Annotated in this window: 9 protein-coding genes and 1 tRNA gene; 7 read left to right on the forward strand and 3 right to left on the reverse strand. The window is 67.3% G+C overall.

Features of this window, described 5'->3' with window-relative positions; translation table 11 throughout:
• Positions 1 to 35 precede the first annotated feature (35 nt).
• The 5 genes from mreC (at position 36) to J0J01_RS03935 (ending at position 4,741) form a co-directional block, all read left to right on the forward strand.
• Positions 36 to 923, forward strand: coding sequence for a rod shape-determining protein MreC (gene mreC / locus J0J01_RS03915; protein WP_296378887.1), 888 nt, complete (start codon positions 36 to 38; stop codon positions 921 to 923).
• A gap of 1 nt (position 924) precedes the next feature.
• On the forward strand, positions 925 to 1,497 hold the full coding sequence (locus J0J01_RS03920; protein WP_296378888.1) for a hypothetical protein: 573 nt from the start codon (positions 925 to 927) through the stop codon (positions 1,495 to 1,497).
• On the forward strand, positions 1,494 to 3,404 hold the full coding sequence (gene mrdA, locus J0J01_RS03925; RefSeq protein WP_296378889.1) for a penicillin-binding protein 2: 1,911 nt from the start codon (positions 1,494 to 1,496) through the stop codon (positions 3,402 to 3,404). Before J0J01_RS03920 ends, mrdA begins: the two co-directional genes overlap by 4 nt.
• Positions 3,405 to 3,414: 10 nt before the next feature.
• Positions 3,415 to 4,557: a rod shape-determining protein RodA gene (gene rodA, locus J0J01_RS03930; protein ID WP_296378890.1), complete on the forward strand. Its 1,143-nt coding sequence runs from the start codon at positions 3,415 to 3,417 to the stop codon at positions 4,555 to 4,557.
• A gap of 108 nt (positions 4,558 to 4,665) precedes the next feature.
• Positions 4,666 to 4,741: transfer RNA gene (locus J0J01_RS03935), tRNA-Lys, on the forward strand.
• A 118-nt stretch (positions 4,742 to 4,859) separates the two neighbouring features.
• Here the strand turns inward: J0J01_RS03935 and J0J01_RS03940 are convergent.
• Positions 4,860 to 9,092: an autotransporter domain-containing protein gene (locus tag J0J01_RS03940; RefSeq protein WP_296378892.1), complete on the reverse strand. Its 4,233-nt coding sequence runs from the start codon at positions 9,090 to 9,092 to the stop codon at positions 4,860 to 4,862.
• A 233-nt stretch (positions 9,093 to 9,325) separates the two neighbouring features.
• Here J0J01_RS03940 and J0J01_RS03945 point away from each other — a divergent pair, with 233 nt between their 5' ends.
• The gene (locus J0J01_RS03945; protein ID WP_296378893.1) at positions 9,326 to 10,390 is read left to right on the forward strand and encodes a helix-turn-helix domain-containing protein; all 1,065 of its coding nucleotides are present in this window, start codon (positions 9,326 to 9,328) and stop codon (positions 10,388 to 10,390) included.
• 302 nt (positions 10,391 to 10,692) lie between these two features.
• On the opposite strand, the gene J0J01_RS03950 is transcribed toward J0J01_RS03945, so the two are convergent.
• Positions 10,693 to 11,508, reverse strand: a complete 816-nt coding sequence (locus tag J0J01_RS03950; protein WP_296378895.1) for a class I SAM-dependent methyltransferase — start codon at positions 11,506 to 11,508, stop codon at positions 10,693 to 10,695.
• A gap of 104 nt (positions 11,509 to 11,612) precedes the next feature.
• Between J0J01_RS03950 and J0J01_RS03955 the strand changes: the two genes are divergently transcribed.
• Positions 11,613 to 13,103 (forward strand): NCS1 family nucleobase:cation symporter-1, encoded by a 1,491-nt coding sequence (locus tag J0J01_RS03955; RefSeq protein ID WP_296378897.1) that lies wholly within the window; start codon positions 11,613 to 11,615, stop codon positions 13,101 to 13,103.
• Here J0J01_RS03955 and J0J01_RS03960 read toward each other — a convergent pair.
• A complete protein-coding gene (locus J0J01_RS03960; protein ID WP_296378899.1) occupies positions 13,073 to 13,582 on the reverse strand; it encodes a DinB family protein in 510 nt (169 codons plus the stop codon). The genes J0J01_RS03955 and J0J01_RS03960 overlap by 31 nt on opposite strands.
• Positions 13,583 to 13,590 lie beyond the last annotated feature (8 nt).

Raw genomic sequence — 13,590 nt, forward strand, 5'->3', positions numbered from 1 at the left:
TTCCGCTGCCCGCTTTGGGCTAGAATGGGCCGGATATGGCGATCCGGGACGATTTCGAGGTGGTTGCCGGCCAGGTCCGTCTGGCCCTGCAGCGATTCGCCCTGACGATCCTGGTGCTCCTCGCTTTCGCCGCCATGCTGATCGGCAAGGCCGACACGGTGCTGGTCGAGAATGCCCGCGTGCTGGCGCTCGATCTCGCGAGCCCTGCGCTCGAGGCTATCGCGCGTCCCGTATCGGTCGCCAACCGCACCATCGCCGACCTCAAGGAATTCGCCACGCTGCGCGAGGAGAATGCGCGCCTGCGCGAGGAGAATGCGCGGCTGCTGGCGTGGCAGACCGCAGCGCGCCGGCTCGAGAACGAGAACACGCGGCTGCGCGAGCTGGCGCAGTTCCGCGAAGGGCCCGAGGCGTCGTTCATCACCGCGCGCATCGTCGGCGACAGCGTCAGCGCCTATGTGCGCGGCGCGCTGATCAATGTCGGCCGGCAAGCCGGCGTCACGCCGGGCCAGGCGGTGGTGACCGGCGAGGGCCTGGCCGGCCGCATCGCCGAGGTCGGCGACCACAGCGCGCGCGTGCTGTTCGTCACCGACGTCAACTCGCGCCTGCCGGTCCAGGTCGAGCGCACGCGCGAGCGCGCCATCCTCGCCGGCGACAACTCGCAACTGATGCGGCTCACGCTGGCGCAGACGCTGCAGGGCGTGCAGCGCGGCGACCGCATCGTCACCTCGGGCCATGGCGGCAGCTTCCCGGTCGGCATTCCGGTCGGCGAGGTGGTGCAGACCGAAAGCGGCAGCGTGAAGGTGCGGCCGTTCGCCGATTTCTCGCGGCTCGAGTTCGTGCGCGTCGTCGATTACGGCGTCACCGGCCTGGTCGGCGGCGGCACGCCTGCCGCGACATCCGGCGCCACTCCGAAGGGCCGCTGACATGCGCGCCGACGGTGTCCTCGGCACGCTCGACCGCTGGGGCCGGCTGATGGTGCCGGGCACCGTGCTGCTGTTCTTCGTGCTGCTGACCTTTGCGCCGTTGCGCGTGCCCTACATCGCCGACGTGCTGCCGCTGTTGCCGGCGCTGGCGGTGTTCCAGTTCAGCCTGGCGACGCCCGAGCGCCTGCCGGGGCCGTTGCTGCTGGCGATGGGCGTGCTGCTCGACCTGCTGCTCGGCGGGCCGGGTGCGCCGGTCGGGGTGAGCGCGCTGGGCTTCGTGTTGATCCGCGCCGCCGTCGTCTCCAACCGGCGCTATCTCGTCGGCGTGCCGTTCCTGTTCCAGTGGATGGGCTTCTGCCTGCTGATCCTGGGCTACGTGTTCCTGGTGTGGATCTTCACCGCGATCTGGACCTGGACCGACCTCGACGTCACGCCGGCCTTTGCGCAGTACATCGTGGTGATCGTCGCCTATCCGCTGATCGGGCCGTTGCTGGCGCGGGTGCGGCCGCGCGATCCGCTGAACGTTCCCGAGGCCTCGCGCGGCACGGCGACGCCCGGCGAGACCACGTCATGATGCGCTACCGCAAGGGCGACAACGAGCGCTCGAGCCTGTTCACGCGCCGCGCCCTGCTGCTGGGCGGCGCCCAGGTGGCGCTGATGTCGGCGCTGGTCGGCCGGCTCTACCAGCTGCAGGTGCTGGAGACCCAGCGCTTCGCCACGCTGGCCGAGGAGAACCGCGTCAATCTCCGCCTGCTGCCGCCGCCGCGCGGCCTGATCTTCGACCGCATCGGCCAGCCGCTGGCGGTCAACCGCAACAACTTCCGCGCCGTCGCCACGTCCGACCGCGGCCGCGGCGCGGAGCTGCTGCTCGACCGGCTCGACCAGATCCTGAACCTGGGCGAGGCCGAGAAGCAGCGCCTGCTGCGCGAGCTGCGCCGCAGCCGCAACGCCCAGCCGGTGGTGGTGCGCGAGAATCTCGGCTGGGAGGAGGTGGCGCGGCTGGAGTTCAACGCGCCCGACCTGCCCGGCATGTTCATCGATCTCGGCCAGACCCGCGACTATCCGGAGGGCCAGCTGATGAGTCACATCATCGGCTATACCGGCCGCGTCTCCGACGAGGACCTCAACGGCCGCGACGATCCGCTGTTGTCGCTGCCGACCATGCGCTTCGGCAAGAAGGGCATGGAGCGCGCGCTCGAGGACGACCTGCGCGGCCGCGCCGGCGCGGTCCAGGTCGAGGTCAATGCGGTGGGCCGCGTGGTCCGCGAGCTCGATCGCAACGAAGGCCAGGCCGGCGACAATGCGCTGCTGACCATCGACCTCGAGCTGCAGCGCTTCGCCGCCGATCGGCTGGCCGAGCACCAGTCGGGCTCGGTGGTGGTGATGGACGTGGTCACCGGCGACGTCATCGTCATGATGTCGACGCCGGGCTTCGATCCCAACATGTTCGCCCGCGGCATCACCCAGGGCGAATGGCGCGATCTGCTGGAGGCGCCTGAACGGCCGCTCCACAACAAGTCGATCGCCGGCGTCTATCCGCCGGGCTCGACCTACAAGATGGTGACGGCGCTGGCGGCGCTGGAATCCAAGGCGATCGAGCCGTGGACCGTGCTGCCGTGCCCCGGCTTCCTGATGCTGGGCGACATCAAGTTCCACTGCTGGCTCGCCGGCGGCCATGGCGGCCTGAACGTGCAGGGCGCCATCTCGAACTCGTGCGACTGCTTCTTCTACGAGGCGGCGCGCCGCGCGGGCGTCGACAAGATCGCCGAGACCGCCGCCAAGCTGGGATTCGGCCATTCGAGCGAGCTCGGCCTGCCGGGCGAATCCGGCGGCAACCTGCCGACCCGCGGCTGGAAGCAGGAGAAGTACAACATCCCCTGGCAGCAGGGCGACACCTTCAACCTCGGCATCGGCCAGGGCTACATGACGGCGACGCCGCTGCAGCTCGCCATCATGACGTCCCGCATCGCCAACGGCGGCTATGCGGTGCAGCCCAACCTGCTGCTCGCCAAGGCGGCGCCGCGCGATGAGCTGTCGCCGCCGCCGACCCGCGAGACGCCGGCCGCGCCGTCGCTGCGCTTCAGCCCGCAGTTCATCAACCTGGTGCGCCAGGGCATGAACGACGTGGTCAATGCCGGCGGCACCGCCGCCCAGCTCCGGATCGACGCCCACGGCAAGCTGGTCGAGCCGCAGTACCGCTTCGCCGGCAAGACCGGCACCGCCCAGGTCAAGCGCATCACCGAGCGCGAGCGCGCGATGGGCATCACCCAGGCCTCGCTGCCCTGGCATCTGCGCCATCACGCGCTGTTCGTCTGCTTCGGGCCGGTCGACACTCCGCGCTATGCCTGCGCGGTGATCGTCGAGCACGGCCAGGCGGGCGGCGCCACCGCCGGCCCGATCGGGCGCGACATGCTGCTCGAGACGATGAAGCGCGACCCGTCGCGCCACACCGACCGCTTCAAGAAGATGGCGTCGCTATGAGCCCCCGGTCATGAGCTTGGGTTCGCTCAGCCTGTCGACGCCGGCGCCGGTCGGCTTCGGCGAGAAGATCTGGCGAATCAACTGGGGCCTGGTGCTGGTGCTGTCGGCGATCGCCGCGGTCGGCGTGCTGGCGCTCTATTCGGCGGCGGGCGGCCGCCTCGAGCCGTGGGCCGGCCGGCACGCCATGCGCTACGGCATGGCGCTGGGCCTGTGCCTGATCGTGGCGCTGATCCATCCCAAGGTGTGGCGGTGGCTGGCCTGGCCGATCTACGGCGCTTCCATGCTGCTGCTAGTCGCCGTCGACGTGATCGGCAAGATCGGCATGGGCGCGCAGCGCTGGCTGGTGCTGGGGCCGATCCAGATCCAGCCGTCGGAGATCGCCAAGGTGGCGGTGATCCTGGTGCTGGCGCGCTACTATCACGGGCTGACCCGCGAGCAGGCCGAGCGCTTCGTCTACACCCTGCCGCCCCTGGTCATCATCCTGGCGCCGGTCGGGCTGGTCATGGTGCAGCCCGACCTCGGCACCGCCATGATGGTGCTGCTGGGCGGCGCGGCGCTGCTGTTCGTGGCCGGCGTGCGGCTCTGGATGTTCCTCGGCGCGGTGGTGGCGGCGATCGGTTGCCTGCCCTTCGCCTGGTCGTTCATGCACGAGTACCAGAGGAAGCGCGTGCTGACCTTCCTCGATCCCGACCGCGACCCGTTGGGCGCCGGCTACCACATCACCCAGTCCAAGATCGCCATCGGCTCGGGCGGGCTGTTCGGCAAGGGCTTCCTCAAGGGCACGCAGTCGGCGCTGAACTTCCTGCCCGAGAAGCAGACCGACTTCATCTTCACCACCTTCGTCGAGGAATGGGGCATGGTCGGCGCCCTGGTGCTGCTGGCGCTGTTCACCCTGGTGCTGCTGTGGGGCTTCTCGATCGCGCTGCGCAGCCAGCACCATTTCGGACGCCTGGTGGCGCTCGGCGTCACCTCGATGATGTTCCTCTACGTCTTCATCAACACCTCGATGGTGATGGGGCTGCTGCCGGTGGTCGGCGTGCCGCTGCCGCTGGTCAGCAACGGCGGCACCGCCATGGTCTCAGTGATGTTTGCGTGCGGCCTGCTGATCGGGGTCAACGTCTACCGGGACGCCCAGTTGCCGCTGGCGCGCTGACGCCGGCCCGGCGTGCGAATTCGTCCCGGAATTTCCCGATTCTGGCCTATCGACAAGCCGGAAATGCCTTGCTAAACCCGCGCCTCTTCCGGCAAACCCCGGTCACGGGGGCGCATAGCTCAGTTGGTAGAGCAGCTGACTCTTAATCAGCGGGTCCCAGGTTCGAGCCCTGGTGCGCCCACCATCGCCGGAGAGCAGGAAGGCCCCGTTTTACGGGGCTTTTTCTATGCTCTTCCCAATGTCTCCTGTTTACGCAGCGCCGTGCTTGCAAAGTGGTTGGAACCACCGTGGAACGAAGCGCCTTACCAGGTGATCCGGACGCCGCCGGACAAGATGTGGCTGGTATTGCCGCCGGCCACTTCGCCGTCGTATCGCAGATAGACGCTGGTTGCCTCGGCAATAGCGGTGTTGGCGGCGAGGCCCACGACGGCGCCATCGCGCGGCGCGGTGGCACCCGCTACGGTGAAGGGCGACGCCGGCGCGCCGGCGAAGGACGCGTTCACCGGCCGCGACGTGTCGGCGTATTCATGGCTCCAGCCGAGCTGCAAGGTCAGCGCAAGCTTCTCGCGCCAGCCCATGTCGAAACCTGCGCCGAGCCGGCCGCCGAACACGCTACGCAGTGAGTTGGTAGTTTGAGGCGCGACGCTGAGGTTGAGCGAGTTCGCGCCGGTCTCGGTGAAGCCCGCCTGCGTGGCCGTCGAGCCCTGCAGCCGCGCGAAAGGCGTGACGAAGGCGTCGGCGGGACCGCCCAGGCCGATCCTGTAGCCGCCTTCGAGCTGGCCGAAGAACTGGTCGACGTAGGTCTGGCCAATGGCGGTGCGCGGCCCCAGGCCGGGAACGGCAATCGGCCGGATCATCTGGTTGTCGCTATGCGCATAGCCCGCCAGGCCACTGACGTAGAGAGAGCCAGGGTCGTAGGTGCCGTAGAGACCCGCCTGCATCGTGTTGGCGACACCCCGGCCGTCCATGCCCTGCGTGTATTGCGTCGAGCTCGCATAGCCGACCGTGACGCCGGCAAGGAAGCTCGGATCGAAGCGGCGGTCGAGGCCGGCGGCAAAACCACCGATATTGAACGAGACACCGTGACCGCTGGCATCGCCCGCCACCGTGCCGACGCCGCCCAGCGCGCCGCCCCAGGCGCCCCAGCGTGGCGGCGCGGTCGCATCGCAGGCGACGTCGCACGCCTCGGCAAGCGCGATGCGCCCACCGCCCGCGGTCTGGCCGCCCCCTGCCTGCTGGGCGAAGTTGGTCATGAAGAGCTGGGCCGTCTGCACCGCGCTGGTCGAGAAGCCGGAATAGTTCTGGCCGCTCAGCTGCTCGAACACCGCCGGCGCCTGACCCGAGGTCATGAGCGCGAGCGCGCTCACCACGTTGGCCCAGTCGCCGCTGGCGCTGGCCACGCTTCGGTCGAGCGCCGTGCCAACCGCCGTTTGATTGGGTGTCTGGCCGCCGCGGGCGAAGCCGCCGGGGGTGAGGGTGAGGAAGATGTTATTGGTGTCGCGGGAGAGCGCTGGCTGCAGGAAGGCGTAGTTGGAAGTTGCGCCCTCGAAGGCGCCGACGATGCCGCCGGGCGCGTTCAGGACGACGAAGGTCCGGCTGGGCGCGTAGCCGCCGGGATAGGCGATCACGCTCAGATTGCCCCCCAGTGTGGCGACGCCGCCATTGATGACGTTGGTGCGCGAGCCGAGCGACGGCGACACCTCGACCTGGTAGCGGCTGCCCACATTGAAGAAGAGATTGCCGTTGACCGTGATCGTGCCGATGGAATTGCCCGGCCAGAGCGTGCCATCGACCGTCGTCCTGGGAAGCGTGCCGGTCCCTCGGACGGTTCCTGCCCCCTCGATCGTCAATCCGCCGGCGGACGAGGCGAGCGAGGCGTTCGCGACCAGGGTGCCGCCCCTCACGGTCGTGCTGCCGGTGTAGCTGGTATCGCCGCCAATCGTCAGCGTTCCCGTGCCGGCCTTGAGCAGGTTCCGCGCGCCGCTCAGAAGCGAGGCATCGGGTGTCGAGTCATTGTTGGCCAGGCCGAAGACAAGGGCCGTCGCCGTCGAAAAGTAACTGGTCACGTCGTAGAGCAGCCACACGCCGCGTCCGTACAGGCCGACTGCCAACGTGTCAGCGGTCGGGTTGTACGCGAGCTGGCCAACGATGGTGTTGGGTAGGCCGCGGCCGAAGGCGCGCCAGGTTGCGTCAAGCAGATTGCCGTTGCCGTCGCTGTCGACGGCGGCGATTGGGCTCGGGGCGTTGCGGTCGCTGACCAAACCGCCGGCGAGCAGACTGTTCACGCCATTGCTGGAAATGAATTCGACAGCGGTCGGCCTTTGGATGTTGAGGTCTGTCAGTCTCTGTGTCAGCGACGTGAATTGCCCGCCGCTATTGGTCGTCGACCAGAGATCGGTCGTATCGGCAACGAAAAAGCGCTGTGAAGAACGTCTGTCGAAAACAACGGAGCTCGGCTCGGCACCCCTATATTGGCGGAGTCGTTGCAGGCCGACATTGTTGTCCGTACTGAGATAGAGCCTGAATTGATCGTTGCCGTTAGAACCCGCCAGCACGGCGTCGGGATTGTTTGCCGTGCCGTAGTCCAGGGCAGTGACCGAGCCGTTCACACCGCCGAGATCGGTCAACGCCTGTCGCACGCCATTCACGACCGGCGCGTTCTGGAGCAGGTCGTCAGTCGTAAAGTAGACATGGTTCGTGCCGAGAACGACCTGCCGGTTCCCCGGATTGCGGTTGAACATGATCCGGCTGCCGAATGGCAGATTGTTGCTGTCGGCCGCCCGAAAATCGTCGTCCTGGAAGTTGAGAAGCCGGTGATCCTCTTCTGGATGATCTGGATCGAAAGAAGGGCGGCCGGCGAAGATCAATCTGTTGGTTTGCTGGCGGCCTTGGGAGTCGACGACGATGCGCCTCAAACTACTCAAGTTCTGATAGCTCAGATAGATCGTGCCTTGCGTCAGAAGCCCTCCGTTCCGGTCGGTATCCTTCACGGTCGCGTTGGTGCCGTCGGCACCTTCGAGAACGTCGAACGATCGGCTTGCCGGGGCGTTCTGGTAGGCGGTGCCGGTATCCTGGGCCGCTACCACCAGGCGCTTGCTGACGGCATCGTAGGCCACCGCGTACGGCTCGCGAATCGACAGTGAACTGCTGTTCAGCCCGGTCCAATCGCCGGAACTGCCTTGGGGATCCGTGCGAGCATAGACTCCGCCGTCTTGGGCCAGCAACAACCGCCCGTTCGCGTCGAAGGCTATCGCGCGGGCATCGGCATGGACGAATGAACCGCTCGCGCCATCGGTCAGGGCTTCCGGGAAAGACGTGCCATCGGACCGCAGCACGACGCGGTAGACGGGCGCCCTGAAGGGGCCGGGAGTGGAGTCGGGCACGCCGTCGCCAGCGACGTAGACGATGTTGGGATTGGTCCTGTCGATGGCGACAGCAAGGTTGATCGGCGCCTGGTTGCTGCCGGCATTGACGGCCGGGACACGGAGGGCTGTCCAGGTATCGCCCCTGTCGCGCGACAGATAGAGGCCGACGAGTGTTCGTCCGTTGGGCACGTCATCGCTTTTGGCCCGGAGGTCGTACAGAGCCACCGCAACAGAGCCGTTGGGGCCGGTCGCCAAGCGCGCAATCTGATTGATTCCGACTGTCAGGCCGTTCAGCGGAGACCAATCCTGTCCTGCCGTGTTGACGCTTCTGTAGATGCGCCGAAGGGTGGGGTCGGAGGAATTTACGGCGGCGTAGAACAGCGACGGATCGGTGACATCGCCGGCCAACGATGAGACCGCGCCGGCCGGCAGTCCATGGCTGCCACTCCAAAGTTGGAAAGCCGTGCCACGAGTATCGCTGCGATAGAGGCCATAGCCTGCCACGGCAGCGGGGTCGTGCGGTTCGGCAGTGGCGACCAGGAATACGTCTCCCCGCGCCGTCGCGCCAACGACACTCTTGTCCACCAACGAACCTCCAAACTCGCTCCAGGTCGTGCCGCCATTCTGGCTGTACAGGAGGCCAGTGCGCAGGCCGCCACGGTCGTCGAGGGTCTGGCCGAGATTGCCGTTCGAGGTGAGGCCGACGCCGGCGATGATCGTCCGGTAGGTGCGGTCGGTGGGATCAAACGACAAGCTGGCAATCGACAGAGAGCTTTGCCTGTCGCTGAGCGGCGTCCAGGTCTGGCCGCCATTTGTCGTCGACCATATGCCGCCGTTGGGGGTGCCGATATAGAGCCTGTTGGCGTCGCGGGGATCCGGCAGGATGGCTTGAACCGCCCCCGACGTTGTTCCGTTCGGCAAGGCATCGCCGCTCTGGAGAAGAGCGGCCGGGCCGGCGGCCGGCGCCGGACCCTGATCCTGGTACCGCGCGAGGGATTCGGGTGGCGGGACCTGCGCAAGGGCAACCGACGACCAGCCGACGACTGCGGCGAGCGCGATACAGCGCATCAAAGCTGCAACTTTTTTCCCAGATGACGAGCGCGCGCCGGGCAGTTGCAGCCCTGGCGGTATTACAGCGCAATGAATTCCGTGCTGGGCAATAGCGCGCAAGATCGTCCTTCAAACCTGCTTGTTGTCGAAACTTGACGCAACACGGACAATCGACGCTGGTGGATTGCTGGGTGAGCAGTAGCGCTTCGCCAGAACTTCCTATCAATCTTTCAACTCCCGTACTTGACTGTGCGTCCCCAAAACCTTGACTGTGCGTCCCACTGACCTTGACCGTGCGATCCGACCATCGAGGCGCCGGCGGCGGAGTTTTCAGGGGAACGGCAGGACCGGACATGGGCGAGGCGGCCAAGCTTCCTTTCAGCCTGTTCACGACGGAGCACCTGCGGCCGCGCGACCAATTCGACGCCTGGCGCGCCAGCATCTCGGTGATCTTCGATGTCGAGCCGCTGCATGAGCATCGGAGCGAGAGCGGCTTCGACGCCTCGGTCCGCGCCTGGCATCTCGGCGGCCTGGTCGTCAGCCAGGTCGACTTCGACGGTCAGCGTTTCGTGCGCGAGAAGGCCCGGGCCGCGAGGGATGGCCTGGATCACTATCTGGTTCAGCTCTATGCCGTCGGCGGCCTTGTCGGCACGGCCGAAGATCGCGAGCGCCTGCTGCGCGCGGGCGACGTGCAGATCCTCGATCTCAGTCGACCGAATGCCACCAAGACCAAGGCCTCGGGCACGATCGCCATCGTGGTGCCGCGCGACACGTTGCGCCAGGCGCTGCCGACAGCCGGGGACCTGCACGGCCTGGTGCTGCGCGGCGACAGCGGCGCGGGTGGATTGCTCACCGACTACATGCGCTCGCTAATCGCCAGAGCTGATGCCATCACGACCGCCGCCGCGCCCCTCATTGCGCACGCCACGACGGAAATGATCGCCGCCTGCTTCCACACCACTGCCGAGACGCTCGCGCGCGCGCAAACGCCGATCGAGGCGATGACGCTCGCGCGCATCCAGCGCCATATCGCCGACTCGCTCGACTCGCCCGAACTTCATCCCGAGGCGCTCTGCCGCGCTTTTGGCATTTCGCGCACGCAGCTATACCGCCTGTTCGAGCGGCTGGGTGGCGTCGCGATCTACATCCAGGAACAGCGGCTTGCCCGCGCCTACGCCGAATTGTCGAACCCGGCGCGCATCCATCGGCGAATCTACGATATCGCTTTCGACTGGGGCTTCAGCAGCGAGGCGCATTTCAGCCGCGTTTTCCGGCGCGCGTTTGGCATGAGCCCGAGCGATGCGAGGGCGCATGCCCATGGCGCGCTCGCCGGGCTTGTTCAACCTGACGCGACCGCCCCGATGGCCGACGGCGATGGCGGCTATGAAGAGTGGGTCCGGCGCCTGCGCAGCCGATGAACCGCCATCAGGGAGGCGTTTTGTTCGCAAATTCGCGCGTCCATTGCCCATAATAGGAGTCTGGCGCAGGCTGGTGCAGTGTGGTGCGCATGATGACGCCCGCTCTGGGCCGCAAAAACTTTTTGCCGAACCTTCGGCGCGAGTCCGAGGTTCTGCGGGGTTGCAGCGCCGGTTTCCGTCAAAAAAAATTTGGGACTCGGAGGCCTTCGATGCCGGTGTCATCGGCATCGAAGCCGTCCCATACGCCCTTGGGACGGGTGGGACGGTGCCGCTGGAATGCGTCGACCTGTGCGGGCTCCGCTTCAGACGACGTTGACCGTCACCCGCAGGAAGGTCGCGGGGATCGAGGTCCGGCCCGCGCTCCCGCTGGTGTTCTTGCTCTCGAACAGCGTGTCGAGCTCCGTCTTGAGGTCGCCGGCGCGGCCGTTCTTCTCCGCCGCCTCGAAGGCGCTCATGGTCGGGCCGTAGTATTTGCGGAAGGCGTCGACGAAGGCGGTTGGCGTGCCGGCGTAGTTGAATGTGTAGGTATCCTTCACGCACGACACCTTGTCCGACGGAACGCCGGCGCTGGCGAAGCGCTCGACGACGTTGGCCTCGACGCCCCAGGTCATCGGGCTGACGAAGCCTTCCGGCGGCGGCGGGGTGTAGGCGGCGGCGATCTTCAGGATCTGCGCCACCAGGGTCGGATCGTTGGGGATCCAGTTGCCCATGACGATGCGGCCGCCGGGCCGCGTCACGCGCACCATCTCCCGGGCGACGTCGAACGGCTTGGGCGCGAACATGACGCCGAAGATCGAGACCACGAGGTCGTAGGCCCGGTCGCGCAGGCCGGCGAGGTTGGTGCCGTCGCCGTGCTGGAAGCGGAGGTTGCCGAGGCCTTTCTCCGCGGCCCGCCGGTTGCCGGCGTCGACCAGGTTGCGGGCGATGTCGACGCCCAGCACCTCGGCGCCGCACTGCGCGGCCGGCAGCGCCGTCGTGCCGTCGCCGCAGCCGAGATCGAGGACCTTCATCCCCTTGGCGACGCCGAGCGAGCGGACGAGACCCTCGCCGCTCTCGCGCATCGCCGCGGCAATGCGGGTGAAATCGCCCTTTTCCCAAAGCGCCTGGTTCGGATTCATCGCAGCCTCTTTGAGGAGTTCCCTCAGGAGGCACTCCTAGTCGATCGCGCCGGTCCGTTATGTGAGGTTGGGCACACAATGCGAGGCTTTTCCGGGGGCATGCTGTGACCATTCAGGTCGACAAGACGTCCGACATCTGGAACGAGGACCTGGCGCCGACCGAGCCCCAGGCCCGGACCTGGACGTGGCTGCACTACGTCACGCTGTGGATCGGCATGGTCGTCTGCATCCCGAGCTACATCGCCGCGTCCAGCCTGCTCGAGCAGGGCATGTCGGCGACCGAAGCCATCGCCACCGTCTTCCTCGGCAACCTGATCGTCGTCGTGCCGATCATGCTGGTCGGCCATGCCGGGGCGAAGTACGGCATCCCCTTCGCGGTGCTGGTGCGCTCCTCGTTCGGGGTCCGCGGCAACAAGCTGCCGGCGCTGTTGCGCGCCATCGTCGCCTGCGGCTGGTTCGGCATCCAGTGCTGGATCGGCGGCAATGCGATCCATGTCATCGGCAACATCCTGCTCGGCGGCGCGCTCACCGGGCCCAGGATCCCGTTCATCGGGCTCAACGTCGCCCAGCTCTGCTCCTTCCTCATCTTCTGGGCGCTGCACCTCTATTTCATCAGGAAGGGCCCGGAATCGGTGCGCTGGGTCGAGACCTTCACCGCGCCGATCAAGATCCTGATCGTGCTGGCGCTGCTGATCTGGGCCTACGACAAGGCCGGCGGCTTCGGCGACTTCATCAACGCGCCGTCGCATTTCGCGCCGGGCGGCAAGCAGGAAGGCCGGTTCTGGTCGGTGTTCGCGCCGTCGCTCACCGCGATGATCGGCGTCTGGGCGACGCTCGCCCTCAACATCCCCGACTTCACCCGCTTCGCGCGCAGCCAGAAGGACCAGCTGCTCGGCCAGGCGATCGGCCTGCCGGTGCCGATGGCGCTGTTCTCGCTGGTCGGCATCGTCGTCACCTCGGCGACGGTGGTGATCTACGGCAGGGCGATCTGGGATCCGGTCGATCTCGCCAGCCGGATGGAAGGTTTCGCCGTGGCGATCGGGCTCGCCATCATCACCATCGACACGCTGTGCGTGAACCTCGCGGCCAACGTCGTCGGCCCGGCCTACGACTTCGCCGCGATCTTCCCCCGGCACGTCAACTTCGCGCGCGGCGGCTATATCACCGCCGTGCTGGGCGTCGTCATGATGCCGTGGCGGCTGATCGAATCGTCGGAGGGCTACATCTTCACCTGGCTGATCGGCTACGGCGCCCTGCTCGGGCCGGTGCTGGGCATCATGCTGGCCGACTACTGGCTGGTGCGCCGCCGCCAGCTCGACGTGGCGGCGTTGTTCGATCTCAGCGGCCCTTATGCCTATCGCGGCGGCTGGAATCCCGCCGCCGTGATGGCGCTGACGCTGGGCGTGCTGCCCAACATCCCGGGCTTCCTGCACGCGGCGTTTCCCAGGGCCTTTCCCGAAGTCGGCCTGTTCGCCGACATCTACGACTATGCCCTGCTCGTCGGCCTCGCCATCGCCATGACGGTCTATGTCGCGATGATGCGGGCCGAGCGCGCCCGCCTCGGTCAGGCCCTGCCGGCTTCCGCCTCGCGCTGATAGTAGAGCAGGTCGAGCACCAGCCCGCGCTTGCCGAAGCTGCACAGGATCGAATGGGCCTGGCCGCGGTGATGGGCCTGGTGATTGAAGAAATGCGCGAGCGCCGGCGCCAGCGCCTGCTCGAACGCCTCCGGGGTCGAGACGCGGCGATAGCGGATCGTGCCGGCGAGCTGGGCGTCGCTGAGGCCGTCGATGTAGTCGACGATGCGCTTGTCCTCGGCCTCGCGGGCGCGGCGCAGCTCGGCGAGCCCGTCGTGATGGATCATGTCCAGCCGCTCGGGCGAGGGGCCCTGGCCGGTGAAGCGGTGCATCCACACCTGGTCGGCGGTCAGCAGGTGGTTGAGCGTGCCGTGCATCGACTTGAAGAAGGCGCCGCGGTCGGCGCGGTACTCGCTGTCGCTGAGCTCGGCTGCGGCGTCGTAGAGCCGGCGGTTGGCCCAGCTGTTGTAGCGGGCGAAGGCCGCGTAGTGGGCTTTCATGCCGCCAT

Source organism: Reyranella sp. (assembly GCF_017305915.1).
GTDB lineage: Bacteria > Pseudomonadota > Alphaproteobacteria > Reyranellales > Reyranellaceae > Reyranella.